9 protein-coding genes are annotated in these 15,525 nt (G+C 42.0%); 2 read left to right on the plus strand and 7 right to left on the minus strand.

Translation table 11 applies throughout. The features are described from left to right. Window positions 1-3: 3 nt before the first annotated feature. A complete protein-coding gene (locus JWQ34_RS01240) occupies window positions 4-1,068 on the plus strand; it encodes an aminoglycoside phosphotransferase family protein (protein WP_299352741.1) in 1,065 nt (354 codons plus the stop codon). Window positions 1,069-1,070: 2 nt separating this feature from the next. Then, window positions 1,071-2,156, plus strand: a complete 1,086-nt coding sequence (locus JWQ34_RS01245) for an alkaline phosphatase family protein (RefSeq protein ID WP_299352744.1) — start codon at window positions 1,071-1,073, stop codon at window positions 2,154-2,156. A gap of 221 nt (window positions 2,157-2,377) precedes the next feature. Here the strand turns inward: JWQ34_RS01245 and JWQ34_RS01250 are convergent, their stop codons facing one another. From JWQ34_RS01250 to JWQ34_RS01280, 7 genes are all read right to left on the minus strand, one after another. Then, window positions 2,378-3,886 (minus strand): glycoside hydrolase family 76 protein, encoded by a 1,509-nt coding sequence (locus tag JWQ34_RS01250; RefSeq protein ID WP_299352746.1) that lies wholly within the window; start codon window positions 3,884-3,886, stop codon window positions 2,378-2,380. A 233-nt stretch (window positions 3,887-4,119) separates the two neighbouring features. Beyond that, on the minus strand, window positions 4,120-6,474 hold the full coding sequence (locus JWQ34_RS01255) for a GH92 family glycosyl hydrolase (RefSeq protein ID WP_299352748.1): 2,355 nt from the start codon (window positions 6,472-6,474) through the stop codon (window positions 4,120-4,122). Window positions 6,475-6,476: 2 nt separating this feature from the next. Continuing rightward, window positions 6,477-7,886: a sugar porter family MFS transporter gene (locus JWQ34_RS01260; protein ID WP_299352751.1), complete on the minus strand. Its 1,410-nt coding sequence runs from the start codon at window positions 7,884-7,886 to the stop codon at window positions 6,477-6,479. Between the two features lie 4 nt (window positions 7,887-7,890). Further along, window positions 7,891-9,699: a class I mannose-6-phosphate isomerase gene (locus JWQ34_RS01265; RefSeq protein ID WP_299352754.1), complete on the minus strand. Its 1,809-nt coding sequence runs from the start codon at window positions 9,697-9,699 to the stop codon at window positions 7,891-7,893. Window positions 9,700-9,883: 184 nt separating this feature from the next. Further along, the gene (locus JWQ34_RS01270; RefSeq protein ID WP_299352756.1) at window positions 9,884-12,070 is read right to left on the minus strand and encodes an alpha-galactosidase; all 2,187 of its coding nucleotides are present in this window, start codon (window positions 12,068-12,070) and stop codon (window positions 9,884-9,886) included. A 62-nt stretch (window positions 12,071-12,132) separates the two neighbouring features. Next, on the minus strand, window positions 12,133-14,478 hold the full coding sequence (locus JWQ34_RS01275) for a glycoside hydrolase family 95 protein (RefSeq protein ID WP_299352759.1): 2,346 nt from the start codon (window positions 14,476-14,478) through the stop codon (window positions 12,133-12,135). A 113-nt stretch (window positions 14,479-14,591) separates the two neighbouring features. Next, window positions 14,592-15,488 carry an AraC family transcriptional regulator gene (locus JWQ34_RS01280; RefSeq protein WP_299352762.1) on the minus strand — a complete coding sequence of 299 codons (897 nt, stop codon included), beginning with the start codon at window positions 15,486-15,488 and terminating at the stop codon, window positions 14,592-14,594. Window positions 15,489-15,525 lie beyond the last annotated feature (37 nt).

Here is a 15,525-nt window from a genome sequence, read left to right on the forward strand (position 1 = left end):
CGTATGCTTACAAATATCCTTAACGCCTTTGGTTTAAATGCAGACAATACGGTTATTGAGCCATTTGGCTCGGGGTTGATCAATAATACGTGGAAGGTTTTGGCGGGAGATAATGCTTATATTCTGCAACGCATCAATGCCAACATATTTAAATCGCCGCACGATATCGCCGATAATTTAGTCCTGCTGCAAAACTATCTGCATAAAACCGCTCCCGGTTATCTTTTCCCGGCACCCTTACCTGCATCAGATCATCAATATTTAGTGGTTGATGGTGACGATAATTATCGACTGCTACCTTTTATTAAAAACTCACATACGGTTGACGTAGTAATGCAAAGTGCCGAAGCATATGAGGCGGCAAAGCAGTTTGGTAAATTTTCTCGCCTATTAAATGATTTTGATGCCGGCCAATTAAAGTACACATTGCCCGATTTTCATAATCTTAATTTACGGGTAGATCAGTTTAAATCGGCACTAAAAACCGCGGATACGGAAAGGCTAAATAAAGCAGCGATAGAAATTAAGGCGATAGAAGGACATGTCGAAATAGCCAATACCTACCGGCAGTTGGTTAATAATCACGAGATACCTTTAAGGGTTATCCACCACGATACTAAAATAAACAATGTACTATTTAATGATGATGATAAAGGTTTATGTGTGATAGACCTTGATACCGTAATGCCTGGTTATTATATTAGTGATGTCGGCGATATGATGCGTACCTACTTATCTCCGGCTAATGAAGAAGAGCAGGACCTGTTTAAGATCCATGTACGCGAAGACCATTTCGCCGCTATATACAAAGGTTATATGGAAGAAATGGGCGAGGTGTTAGCCGTTGCCGAAAAAGCTTTGTTCTTTTATGCCGGTAAGTTTATGATTTATATGCAGGCCATGCGCTTTTTAACAGATCATTTAAATGGCGATATTTATTATCATATTAAATACGCCGGGCATAATTTATTGAGGGCGCAAAATCAGTTAACATTGCTCAACAAATACACCGCTGCAAAAGCTAAATTTGAACAATTGCTTAATAACCAAATACAGTTTATTAATTAATCATGGCTCATAAATTAAAAACTTTGCTGCTTGCCGTGTTTGTTGGCGCAAGTACCATTTGCAACGCGCAGCAGCGCATAAAAAATGTAATTGTTGTTGTTACCGATGGTTTTAGATGGCAGGAGTTTTTTAATGGTGCCGACAGGCAATTGGCCACCAGCAAAAAGTTTAGCCAGGGCGATTCGGCAGTTATACTTAAAAAATATTGGGATAGCGACAGCAAGATAAGCCGCGCTAAGGTATTGCCTTTTATATGGGGCACCATCGCTAAAAAGGGGCAGATTTACGGCAACCGCAACACCGGTAATTTAATGAATACGGCTAACCCCTACTGGTTCTCATATCCCGGCTATAATGAGATATTAACCGGCTATCCGGATATCGCTGTAAACTCTAACGATTATAAAGCCAACCCCAATGTTACCGTGTTGGAATACCTAAATAAGCAACCTGCTTTTAAAGGTAAAGTAGCGGCCTATGCTTCGTGGGATGCTTTCGACAGGATATTTAATAAAGAGCGGGCAGGATTCCCGGTAGTGGCGGCTTTTAAAAACACGGGCGGCGCGCATCCAACCGCAAAAGAAAACTTGCTGAATACCATGCTGGCTAACAGCTACCGCCCGTTTAATGATGATGAATGTCTGGATGTATTTACCCACTACGAAGCGATGGAATATCTGAAAGAGCATAAGCCCCGCGTTATGTTCATCGGCTATGGCGAAACAGACGAATGGGCGCATGCCGGCAAATACTATTCATACCTAAACGCCGCCCATCAGGTTGATAAATGGTTAAGCGATTTATGGAGCTACATACAATCAGACCCTAATTCTAAGGACCAAACCGCCTTGGTTATCACAACAGATCATGGCCGTGGTTTAGGCGATGAATGGACCACCCACGGCGCGAAAGTTAAAGGAGCCAGCGAAATGTGGGTTGCCGTAATGGGGCCGGGCATTGCCGCCAAAGGCGAAGTTACCGCGCCTATGCAAAACTACCAGCAGCAGATAGCGCAAACCATAGCTTCATTACTAGGCACAAAATTTATAGCCACGCACCCGGTTGCCGATAAATTAGATCTTAAATAAAACAACTCCTGAACACATGTTTGGAAAGGGCTGGTTATTGGTGATACAATAATATCATACATAACTTAACCACCATAGCTTAATTAATTGTGACAGACTAAGATAGCACCAAAAATAGTTGTTCGCAAGGTTGCAAATCAAAATGTCGCTATTTGATTTACATCCTATTAACAAAGCCTCTCCAAATGATCAGAGAGGCTTTGCTACTCATAAAGTGTTTTTTATTTTTTTAATGGGTATGTATTTATTAATAAAGACACCGCCGTTGATGGCCCAAAACCCTTTTTTAATACCGGTTGAGCCTCAACCGTGCGTGTTCCCCATTTGGTTTGAATAATACCATAAGAGTTACGGTTATTATAGGCAACCTTCGCATTTAAATTCAGCCAGTCAACCAGGTCTGTTTTACCGGTTTCTACGGTGTATTTGCGGGCGTAACGAGCAAAAATCCCTTTAAAGCCCGGCAGGTCGCCACCGCTGTCTTCGTTGTTCATTACCCTGCCTCTATAAATGGTGTCGCGGGTAAATTGCGCCAGCTTTTCCGCTTCGGCTAGATAAGTGGCTTCCTTAGTGTACTTGTAAAGCATAGTTGCCGCGCCCAAAAAAGTACCCTGGTTATAAGTGAAACTAACATTGCTGGTTCTTAGCATACCGGTTCTTTTATTCAGGTCCACGTTATCCTTTATTTTACCGGTAGCCGGGTTAAACAAGTATATTTTAGACCAGCTGTATAACGCGATAGCTTTATCATAATAAGTATTGTCGCCGGTTGCCTGGGCCAGGTAACAAGCCGCTACCGCGGCAGGGCCTTCAATACAGGCATTTTTTGACGAGTTGGTTTCTTTCCAAATTAAACCGCCGCCATAGCTATTGGTAAAGGCGCGTTTATACATTTTGTCGTACTGATCTTTGGCCTTATCCAAATAAGTTTTGTTACCGGTAAGCAGGTAACCGCGCACACAAAACAATACCGCCCATGTAATATCATCGTTAAACTTATTATACATCCAATCCTCTTTATGATTGATTATAAAGTTGGTGTACAATGCTGCAAATCTGGTTTTATATATAGGATCCTGAGTAACTTCGTAGGCATCCAAAACGGTCTCCATCATTTCGGCCTGGTCCCAAAAACCCTTATGGTCTTCTATTTTAAATCCATTGTACCAGTCTTCCAATGCTTTTTTTGCTGTCGCGATGGTTGGCGCAACCTCTTGCGCAGCTTCTTTTTGAAACACCCATTTCTGCATATTGGTAGCAGCCGTTTTGGCTAAATTAACTTTGGTGCCATCGGCAGTGCCGGCAGCATTTAAATTAAGCGAAAATTTAGGATCAACTGCCGATTGCAAATAATATGAGCCGCTGCCGCCTTTTTTGATCACCCATTTAGTATCATCGCCACTCATGTCTGTTTGGTCTATTTTTACCGAATCGGCAGGTGTAGCACTTGCGTGTAATAGCTTGCCGCTTCCCACATTGGTTAAGGTATAAACACCTTTGCCCAAGTGGTTAACCACCCATCTTTCAGCGTCTGATTTGGTGTCGGTCCAGCTATCAACCATCGCGCCGTTATCTACCGATGCATTACTTACATCCAATAATTTACCGTTAGATTTTGATTTAAGCGAGTAGATCGCTCCTGATATTATGCCACCGGTTTGGGCAAAGCTTACACCTGTATTTACAAGGAAAGCAAGTGCCAAAGCGGCACGTAAGTAAAGTGATTTCATTTTGGGGATAATGTTTGTTTACGATGCAATAGTGAATATAAAATTCAATTTACGGGCTAATGTTGTGAATATGTTACATAGTAAACGTTGGCATAAAAATATCGGCCCTTATCTAAAAACAGCGATTAGGTTTGTCAACTTTTAAAAAATTGACAAACCTGCTGACACAAAAAAGCCGCCTTACTTTCGTAAAGCGGTTTCGCATTTATTAGGGGTGATTGTTTTAAAATTGATTACTGTATTGACGGCGGCGGCGTTTTTGTACCCCATGCCTCATTTGGTTTACTGCCCATGGTTAATATCAACTGCCCGCCCTTCATTAACTCATCGCGATATAGCCAGCAGTTATTTAACGGCTTGCCATTAAACGTTGCCGACTGGATATATACGTTTGTTTTCGAGTTATTTTTAGCCTCGATAATTAGTTGCTTTTTGTTACCTAACATAATGGTCGATTTACTGAATACCGGGCTGCTTAGTTCAACAATAGGCCGTAGGTCTGTAAAGCCTTTTACATCAAATATGCCTAATGAGCTCATTACATACCATGAGCCCAGTTGGCCCTGATCCTCATCCTGTCCATAGCCATACCCATGGATAGGTTCAACTCCGTAAAATTCATCGCAGATAGCGCGTGTCCATTTCTGGGTTAGCCAGGGCTTGCCCGAGAAGTTAAACAGCCAGCTCTCATGCAGGCATGGCTGGTTGCCATGATTATAAAGCGACTTAATACCGGCAAACGCGTTAATGGTTTTACCTCCGCTAAAGCCATCTTTTTCTGAAGCCTCAAAAATGTCATTAAGCCGAGTATTAAACTCGTCTTTACCCATCGCGTTAACTAAGCCCTTTGGGTTTTCGGGCACAAAGTAAGTGTACTGTATGGCGTTGCCTTCCTGGAAACCGCGCCACGGCTCGTTCGGGTCAAACTTGTCTATAAATTTACCATCGGCATATTTAGGGCGTATAAGTTTTAGGTCCTTATCATATAAATATTTCCAGCCGTTCGAGTTTTTTATCAGCAGTTTATAGTCGCCCATTTTACCCGTGCTTTTTGCCATTTGGGCTGCGGCGAAGGCACTAAAGCTATACTCCAACGTATGCGATGCCGAGAAACGGGACCCGGTAGAATCTGTCTTATCCGCATCTAAAAATGGTGAATAACCATATTTAACAAATGCGTCAACATCCATTTTACCCGAGCCAACCTTGCGGTCCTTTCCGTCCAATTCATTAGCGCGGATAGCTTTGTAGGCTAACTGGGTATCATAATCGCGGATGCCTGCCTGGTAAGCCCCGGCAATAGCCAGCCCTACCATGTTAGTACCCACCCCTGATACAAAGTTGCTGTTCACAATACCATCGCCAAACCAGCCACGCTCTTTGTAAATTTCTAATTCGGTATGCACGTAATCATTATAATGGCTTGGGTATGATAGCGCCCATAGCTGTGTAAGGTTCCAGTAAGCACCCCAAATAGCATCGGTATTATAAAAGTTATAGCTGAATTTGCCTTGCTTATCTTTTGGTAAACGGCCAATAGTGCCATCATGTTTCGGGAACGACCCATTAACATCATTAGCTATACCCCTGCCCAATAAACCATGGAACAGTCCGGTATAGAATTTTACTTTACTGTCGTGATCGGTGCTTTGTACTACAATTTTACCCAACTCGGCGCGCCAGGTGGCTTGCGCCTGTTGTTTGGCTTTTTCAAAAGTTAAGCCGGTAGCTTCGGCAGTAAGGTTTAGTTTAGCATTGGCGATAGAGGTGTAGGATAACCCTACTTTTAATTCTATTTGCTCGTTAATTTCGGTCTTATATTCCAGGTTAAGGCCTGCTCCTTTGCCTTTAGCTTCTTTAGAATCAGCTTTTGTTCCTTCGGTATTAAATGAGCCTACGGTTAAGGGTCTCTTGTTTACCTCTCCATAGAAATACATTAACACCTGCCCATCGGCATCATACTTTTTTACATATTTTGGATAAGTAACTACGTAACCCTCAAAGTGGGTAGCATCGGTCATCTTAACACCGGCATCCCTAACCATGCCGCTTTCGCCCTGCGTATTGCCGACATCAAATATTATGCGCGACTGATTATTTTTGGGAAAAGTATACCGATGAAACCCCACGTGTTTGGTAGCGGTCAATTCGGCGGTTATATTGTAATCATCCAGCAAAACTTTATAATAACCCGGTTGGGCAATTTGATTTTTCCTATCGAAGTGCGAGCGGTAGCCACTGCCCGGTTTTTCCAATTCGCCCGGGTTAGTTTTTAGCGGACCAGTTGCAGGCATAACGCTAACGCCTCCCACCTGCCATTCGTGAAAATGCACAAAACCTTCTATCGAGTTATGGCGGGTATCATAGCCTACCGCTTCCCAACCACTGGGGTTGCCGTAGTGCCCATTGGTTGATGGTGCCAGTTTAGCCATGCCATAAGGTACTGCCGCAGGGGTATAAAAAAACCAGCGGCTATGTGCCGTGCCAATGTTTGGGTCTACATATTTGAGTAAGTCCTGCGCCATTGCATTGCCTGCTGACAATAAAAACATCGCGATAGCAAAACCTGATCTGATAATTGTTTTCATAATTAATTAGCGCCTTTATAATTTTCTTTCCAATACGTATCAATATTTTCTAATGATCTGCCTTTTGTTTCGGGGATCAGCTTCCAGGTTAGCCATAAGGCCGGCGAGCAGCAAATTGCGAACAGCCAAAACGTTACCGATGAACCCAAACGCTCCAGCATTAGCGGAGTTAATTGTCCCACCAAAAAGTTAGCTACCCATAATGATAAGGTGGCTAAGGCCATTGCTTTACCGCGTATGGCATTGGGGAAGATCTCGCCGATAACCACCCAACAAACCGGTCCGAATGAGAACGCGAAACAAGCAATGAACAATAAGATAAATATCAAGATCCACGGGCCTGAAGTAATGCCTAAAGCAAACAACAAACCGATGGTTAGCAAGGCGATAACAGCACCGCCGATACCCACAAACAGCAACGGCCTGCGTCCCCATTTATCAACCGTAAAAATGGCTACAAATGTAAATACCACGTTTACTAAACCGATGGTAACTTGTCCGCCTAACGCGTTATTTAGTGTAAAACCAGCTTGCTCTAATATTCTTGGGCCATAATAAATAACCGCGTTTATGCCGCAAACCTGCGATAGGAAAGGCAGTAACAAACCTATCCATAAAGCCTTGCGATAAACCGGTTTAAACAACTCTTTCAAGTTACCATCGCTATCATTATCGCTAGTCGATTTAAAAGCGGCTATTTCTTTATTGGCGGCATCTACACCGTCAATCTTTATTAAGATCTCTTTTGCTTTTGCTTCCTGTCCTTTTAACAATAACCAGCGTGGAGACTCGGGTACGAAAAACAACGACAGCAAAAATATACCCGCGGGGATAGTACCCAAGCCTAGCATGGCCCGCCATACCTCGGTCGAAAATATTTTATGCATCGTATCACTGCTAAACGTATCGCCGGTATGGTTGGCTAAATAAGCGTTAGAGAAATAGGAGATAACGATACCGATGGTTAACGCTAGTTGATATAATGATACCATCATACCACGATAGCGTGACGGCGAAAACTCTGAAATATACAGCGGCGATACCATGGACGCCACGCCTATACCCAACCCACCAATTAAACGGAACGCTATTAACTGGCTAAATGATGATGACACCATACAACCCGTTGCCGATGCCAAAAACAATACTGCCGACAAGATCAAAATGATCTTACGTCCATACTTATCGCTTAGCTTGCCCGATATACTTACGCCGATGATACAGCCGAGCAACGCGCAGCTAACAAACCAGCCTTCGAGTGATACATCCAGGTTAAAGTCGTGCTTTACCAGGCCTACCGTGCCGGATATTACGGCGGTGTCAAACCCAAATAAAAACCCGCCCAGGGCGGCAACCAGGCATACCAGGTACAGGTAAGTGCCGCTTTGTTTTGTTGTGTTTTTTGTTGTCATTTATTTAACTTTTTAAAAATGCTTTAATAACCCTTGCTGTGCTTTGGCCCAGGTTGGATAGTGTATATGATCTCGCCGCTGCCGGCACTACAAATGTTTCTGCATAGGCAAATATCTGGCTGGTGCCGTTGGCGGTTTCTAATAAAACAGACTCGCCCTCTACCAGCATCATAACGTGGCAGTTGTCGTTGGTATCTATGGCTACTTTGCCCTCGAAGTCTATTCGGTGTACATCGTAAAAATGTTCGGCATGGGTTGGTAGGTGTATTAGTTTCCAGTCGTTGCCTTGGTCAATAACCTTTGGTTTTGATATTAATTCGTTCTGCACTTTTTCGCCTTTACGATCAAACACCAAATTCTTAAAGGCGTGATCTATGTTGATAGGGCGTGGTTTGCCATCAAGGTCAAGCCGTAACCAATCGTACATTTTAAAGGTGAAGATATAGGGTGTCGCGCTTATCTCCAATACCAAATTATCAGCCCCGGCGCTATGGATAGTCCCGTTAGGGATTAAAAACAGATCATGTTTTTTAGCGGTATGCGATTGTACATAATCTGTAATATTCAGTGCCTTGTTTTCCTGCTGACTGCTTACTAACGCGGTCTTAAATTCATCAGGGTTGATACTCTCCTGGAAACCCAAATACACCTGTGCATCGGGTTTGCAATCCAGTATGTAATAGGTTTCGTCCTGGGTTATGGTTTCGCCAAAATTATCTTGTATATATTTTAAATGCGGATGGCATTGTATGGATAAATTGCCACCATCAAAAGTGTCCAAAAAGTCAAACCGGATAGGGAACTCATCGCCAAAAACAGAAGCGTGTTTACCCAAAACCTGTTGGCTATTATTGAACATTAAAAAGTCGAAAGACACCTCCAACAGATTATCATCGCTTTTAAAAACCAACCCGTTTTCGGGCACGATCAACTCAAACGACCATGCATAATTCACTGCGTCTTTATTCAGGCCGGGGATGCGCTCTTTTATCCATTGCCCGCCCCAGGCACCCGGCTCAAACCATGGGCGTACACGGATAACCGACTCGCTGACCTGGTTTAGCCCGGCAATTAGATCTTTACCCAACATCCAGTTAATATCAGTCGCCCATTGGCCATCGGCTATTACTTCAATTTTATGTAGGATGGCTTTTTTATGTGCATTGCATAAAACCCAATCCACAAAATAAAACCGCTTATACATTTGGGCGGGCTCAATATGTTTGTCAGTTCCCAAATTGGAAACAACACCGGCCCGCATCCTGAATTGGATCTCGTTTTTGGGGACATCGATATAAACTATCGGCGCATCCCAGTTAGCCAAAGCGCCGCCGGTGCCTATTAAAATATTTATATCAAAGTTTTTATCGGGCGATGGAGCTTTATCCAATTCAAACAGATCCTTCAGCTCCAGCGTACATTTAGTACCCCAAACAGATGTTGACGTGCCTAAAAATGGTTGCACCAATTTTTCAATTTCATCAGTAGGTTTTAAATAGCTAGCCGTTTCTACAAAGTTTACTTTTAATCCTGCGTTTTCAATCTCTGTCTGCAATGCATTCTTAGTAATAGCCCATAAAACACCGCCGAAACCATCAATAGCTACTGTTTTTTGATCGATTATCCATTGGGCTAATGACGCGTAACCATTAAATATTTTACCGCCGGCTAGTTTGGTAGCAGGGTATATATTATAAACTTCGCCATCGGTAACATCATTAAATTTAACGGGCATTAGGTATTGCGTGGTTTTACGCAGTTCGGTATTTATAAGGGTAGCATTATACTGGTCTGCGGTAGAAGAAAAACTCATTTTTAAATGTTGTAATGTATGTACATATTAAATGGGAAATATAATAGCAATCAGGCTGTTTATTATATTGGAAATTTAATAGTTTGTTGGTTTATATATTAAGATATACAAACATATAAATAAATTTAGGATATCAAATAGCCCCCTCTCTGTAAGGAGAGGGGGCTATTGAATGAGGCTTTTACTATTGCGCGTCTATCTGCAAAATAACACTGGTTCGTCCGGAGGATACTTTGGGATTGATACCCACTTTCATCAGGAAATCGCCGGTATAGCTTTTACTTTCATTAATGCCCGATTTTGTGCCGGGATACAAGTTGATCTCTTTAACCTTATATTGCTTGCCGGCATCCAGGCCTTTTAATTTAATTTGCATGGAACTGCCCTCGCCATAACGATAATTAACCAGGTAGTTAAACATTATCCCGGTTGTTTTTGCCTCATTAACATAGGCTATTGATGCTACGCTGTTTTCGCGGGGATTTAACAAACGGTATTGATCGCCTTGCCAAACAACAGCTTTAATATCGTTAAAGGTTTTAACTGCGCCTTGTACAAACTGCATATCGCTTTCGCCTAGTTTGCTTATTACGATATCAAAGCCCAGTTTACCCATCATGGCTACGTCTGTGCGGAATTTTATAGGTAGTTTACTCCAGTCGGTAACGTGGTTCGAGCTGCTTAATGCAGGATAGAAATAAGAGTATTCCCACTGTATAAATATGCGCTCTAATGGATCGGTATTATCACTCGGCCAAAACTCTGTAAAATATTGTAGTGCCGCGTAATCAACCCGGCCACCGCCACCCGAGCAGAGCATCATTGGCACTTTAGGATATTTGGTGCGAATACGCTCTAATACTTTATATAATCCCCTTACATAATCAACATAAAACTGCGATTGGTTTTTTAGATGTGCCGAATACGCATTGTAAATAACAGCATTGCAATCCCATTTAATATAAGCCAATGCAGGGTTTTTGGTAAATAGATTATCAACTATACCATAAACAAAATCCTGTACTGCCGGGTTGCTTAGATCAAGCACCAATTGATTGCGATAGTAATACTCATCGCGTTTAGGTTGTTTAATAACCCAATCCGGGTGTTTCTCGTAAAGCTCGCTTTTTGGGCTTACCATTTCAGGTTCAATCCAGATACCAAATTTAACGCCATTATCCTGCGCACCTTTAACTAACGATGCAATGCCATTTGGTAGTTTGGTTTTAGTTTCCTCCCAGTCGCCAAGTGCGGTATGGTCGCCGTTGCGGGGATATTTGTTGCCAAACCAACCATCATCTAATAAAAACAAGTCAACACCCAGTTTTTTAGTGTCTTTTAACAAAGCAGCCAATTTGGTTTCATCAAAATCAAAATAGGTGCTTTCCCAGTTGTTCAGCAATGTTAGGCGACTGCCTTTGCCATCCAGTAATTTATAATTACGTGCCCAGTGTTGCACATTGCGGCTGGCTTCGCCTTTGCCGTTTCTTGATAGGGTGTACCAAAAAGCCGGGGTAACGAAATCCTCGTTAGGTTTTAACTGGTATGGCGATGCATAATTATTAATCCCCGATATGATACGTAAATTATTCTCGGGGTCAAGCTCCAGATCCGTACGGAAATTACCGCTCCACTCCAGGCCGCCATACATTACAGTACCGTCATCTTCGGTCGCAGGTTTATCTAACGATACCATAAAAACAGATGGCTGGAACAGGTTGGCACGTGTACCTAACTTGGTATCTAATGTTTTAATGCCGTGTGTAATCTGCGTTTCTTCGGGACGCATTTCTTTGGCCCAGTCGCCGTGATATTGGGTTAACCAAAAAGAAGGGGCTTTCAGGTATAAATTAGCCGATGCGAATTTTTGTAACGTTACATTCCCTTTTTCGCTATGGCGGATGTTGCTCCATTGTTCAATCACATCGTCTTTAAAGTATGCTTTATAAAATAAAGTAACCTCAAAATTATATGCCGGGTCTTTTAGTAAAATGCTGGTTAAAGTTATGTCATCACTTATATGCTCCACCTTATTACTTACATATTGCAGATCAAGCGAGTAATTGCCATCAGCATGAATAACCTGTATGGCCGGTTCCAATAAATTACGTGAACCTGCAGGAGTATATGCCGATGCCATTTGGCCGCTATAGTCCTTGTCTTTGCCATATACAGCATCAATATTAGCATACTCTTTACTATCAGCCAGTTTAGGGCCAAAGTATACAGTGTTTAGATCATGCTTTTTATCAGCCAGCAAAACCAACGCATTTTTATTGGTTTCTATAGAAATAGTTTGGGCAAGCGCGATATTTTTACTTAAAGCGCCTAACGCTAACGGAAGAATAAAATAGGATGCTTTTATTTTCATTGATTTAAAATTTATAAAATTGATTGGTGCCAGGTTTCAGCCTGCATAATTAAACAATTGGTTTAAATTAAAATTAAACTTTTACCGCTATTGATTAATTTAATTTTGCCGTTTATTTTCACTTTTACTTTTTGGGCTTGCGGCGATGTTATTTTGTACGCGGTTACTTTACCATCTTTCCATTGCATATCAACCGTAAAATTACCACGCGCCTTTAGCCCATTAACACTACCCTGGGCTTTCCAGCTATCAGGTATGGCAGGCAATAAATTAATATAACCCTCGTGGCTTTGTATCAGCATTTCGGCAATGCCGGCTTCTGCACCAAAGTTGCCATCTATCTGGAACGGCGGCCCGGCAGATAATAAGTTTGGATAAATACCACCGCCTGCAGTGTAGTTTATACCTGTACCTGTAACGGGTTTCATCAACTCATGAAATAACTTAAAAGCCCGGTTGCCGTCATGCAATCTCGCCCAAAACAATAACTTGTAGGCTATAGACCAACTTGGCCCATCATCGCCCCTAACATTAAGCGTTTTCTTTGCTGCTTCGGCCAGTTCGGGTGTGCCATCGGCAGTAATTTCTGATGCAGGGTAAATGCCATACAAGTGTGAAACATGCCGGTGCGTTGGCTCGGTTTCTTTATAATCTTCCAGCCACTCTTGTATACGGCCATCTTTACTGATAATCCCTGCGGGCGGGATCTCGTTTAATCTTTTCTTTAATTGATTGCGAAAATCAGCATCTAACCCCAATGTTTCTGACGCGGTAATTACGTTGGCAAATAGTTCGCGCATTATTTGGTTATCAATAGTAGCTCCTATGCAAATACTGGCATGGCGGCCACTGCCATCGGGCATCACAAAACTATTCTCGGGCGATGATGACGGCACCGTAACCATGTAACCGCTTTTAGGGTCTTTGGTAAGGATACTATTATAAAACTGCGCCGATCCTTTAAGTATAGGATAGATATTTTTCAAATAAACTCTGTCATTGGTAAAAGCGTAATGGTCCCATAAATTACTGCATAACCAACCCGAGCCGGCTTTGGTTACTCCCCATGAGGCACTTTCGCCCGGCTCTGTCCACCCCCAAACATTGGTTATTACGTGCGCGACCCAGCCATCAGCATTATAATAGGCTTTAGCGGTGCGCTCGCCATTTTTAACCATACCGCGTACCAGCTCAACTAAGGGCAGGTTTAACTCGGATAGATTTGAAACCTCCACCGGGAAATGGTTCATCTGTACGTTAACGTCCAGGTGATAATCGCCGTTCCATGGCGTATGTATTTGGTTGGCCCAAAGCCCTTGCAGGTTTGGTGGTAATAAACCTACGCGGGTACTGCATATATTTAAATACCGGCCATATTGATAAAATAATACCGGCAGCAGCTTGTCCTTATCGGGGTTATTATGAAAGCTGATGAGGCGCTGATCCGTCGTTTCATTATCATTGCTTTTGCCTAAGTTGATGCTAACGCGATCAAATAGCTTTTTAAATTTGGTGGTATGCTCTTGCTTTAGCAACGCATATGGCTTTTTCATCGCGGTAGCTAAGTTTTGCTCCATTTTGACTTTGAAACCAACACCTTTAAAATCGGTAGTTGCCGATAGGTAAATGATAACCTCGGTAGCATTTTTTATAACCAATGTATTATCAGCAGTTGTTAAAGTACCACCGGTTAGTTTGGTTTTAACATTGGCTATGTACTGCATGCCGTTGCCATCGGTACCGTTATCTAACCGGCCTTCCATTTGCAAAATATTACCTTTAACCGTTGTGATTGATCTTTCCTTCCGGGTTAAATTAATGCTGAAATTTAATTTGCCGGGTTTATCAGATGTTAGCTTAATCACATCCACATCATCACTAAAACTGGTAAAATATTCGCGTTTGTAAGTAACGCCATCTAATTGAAAGCTGCTTTTAGCTACCGCGTTATCTAACGATAGCTCTCTTTGGTAGTTAGTGAATTTTTGGGCATCAGCATTACCATAGTCAAACTGCAGGTTAAGGTCGCCCAGGGTTTGGAAACAGCCCCATTGCTTACCGCCCGAGCCGGGGCCTTTGCAAACAAAGTCTTTATCAATTAAATTTTGTGCTTCTACGTTTTTACCCGCTAATAGTAGTTCGCGTATCTCGGGGAGTTTTTTGTAAGCATCGTAATTATTAGCATCCTGCGGTGAGCCCGACCAAAGAGTGATATCATTCAATACGATTTTTTCACTGACAATGCCACTATTAGGCATCATGCCCAGGCGGCCATTGCCCAAAGGCAGGGTTTGTTCCCAATTGGCGGCGGGTTTATCATAATGCAACCTTAACGGCTGTTTTTGCCCGATGGCGACAACGGATGAACACAACAGAATTGCGACAGATACTAAAAATTTAAACTTCATTAAGCGAGAGCTAAAGATGGTTATATAACGGCTACAATTGTATTGTTAAATATAGTTTCTAAAAATAGACAAAAAGGTTTTAAAGATGGACAATTATACTTTTTGTCGTTTTGTTATTTTTTATGTGTTTTACGATACTTTAACGGCGATATACCTATTAGTTTGCTAAATAAGCGCGAAAAATAATATTGATCGTCAAAACCCAGCGCGGCGGCTATTTCTTTAATACTGCGATCTGTAAAATACAAATGCTGGCATGATGCATGGATTTTAAGCAGGTTAAAATAATTAATGGGCGATGAGCCGGTTTTTTGATGAAACAAACGCGAGTAATGCGATACCGATATACCTTGCCGGCCCGCCAGATCCTCTATCAATAATTTTTGCTGAATATTATTTTTCATGTAAGCTATGGATAGGCTAACCGAATCGGTATCATATGTTACGGGGTTTAGCTCTTTATAATATATAAGCGAGGTTATAAAATGTTGCAGGTACAGGTTGGTTAACTCCATTTCTTTTTCATGAAAGCTATGCTCTAAAATAGCATATACCTGCTCAAATAGCTTTATCCGGCTTGTATCATAAGGTATAGCGTGTACATGCAGCATGCCCTGTACTAATGATCGTTGGTAAAGCGCATCGGCGGTTAAACCACTAAAATGGACCCAATAAATACTCCAGGGATTAGTGTTCGAGCTTTTATACCGGTGCCCTACATTTTTAGGGATAATAATATAAGTATTGGGTTTAAGCGGATAAACCTGGTCGTTGATATAGATATAGCCTTCGCCATCTACACAGTATAATAATATATATTGGTTGCTGCCGGTTTTGCGTTCGCGGTCATGATAAATTGCTTTGGGATAATAACCAATAGCGGTTAAGTAAAGGTTTTTTATCAGCGGGTTGTTAATTATAGATTTTTTAATATTTGGTGGCAAAACAATCATTCGCTGTCCAACAAACCCTTCTTTTATTTTCTTTTTGATTTCAGTAATATTGTTCATTATCAGTGGGTCTATTATGGAGCGAATGCTTTGTCAA

Source organism: Mucilaginibacter sp., assembly GCF_028288185.1.
GTDB lineage: Bacteria > Bacteroidota > Bacteroidia > Sphingobacteriales > Sphingobacteriaceae > Mucilaginibacter.

Coding starts and splice junctions, on each gene's coding strand:
- JWQ34_RS01240 (WP_299352741.1), top strand. CDS start 4: ATGCTTACAAATATCCTTAACGCCTTTGGTTTAAATGCAGACAATACG.
- JWQ34_RS01245 (WP_299352744.1), top strand. CDS start 1,071: ATGGCTCATAAATTAAAAACTTTGCTGCTTGCCGTGTTTGTTGGCGCA.
- JWQ34_RS01250 (WP_299352746.1), bottom strand. CDS start 3,886: ATGAAATCACTTTACTTACGTGCCGCTTTGGCACTTGCTTTCCTTGTA.
- JWQ34_RS01255 (WP_299352748.1), bottom strand. CDS start 6,474: ATGAAAACAATTATCAGATCAGGTTTTGCTATCGCGATGTTTTTATTG.
- JWQ34_RS01260 (WP_299352751.1), bottom strand. CDS start 7,886: ATGACAACAAAAAACACAACAAAACAAAGCGGCACTTACCTGTACCTG.
- JWQ34_RS01265 (WP_299352754.1), bottom strand. CDS start 9,699: ATGAGTTTTTCTTCTACCGCAGACCAGTATAATGCTACCCTTATAAAT.
- JWQ34_RS01270 (WP_299352756.1), bottom strand. CDS start 12,070: ATGAAAATAAAAGCATCCTATTTTATTCTTCCGTTAGCGTTAGGCGCT.
- JWQ34_RS01275 (WP_299352759.1), bottom strand. CDS start 14,478: ATGAAGTTTAAATTTTTAGTATCTGTCGCAATTCTGTTGTGTTCATCC.
- JWQ34_RS01280 (WP_299352762.1), bottom strand. CDS start 15,488: ATGAACAATATTACTGAAATCAAAAAGAAAATAAAAGAAGGGTTTGTT.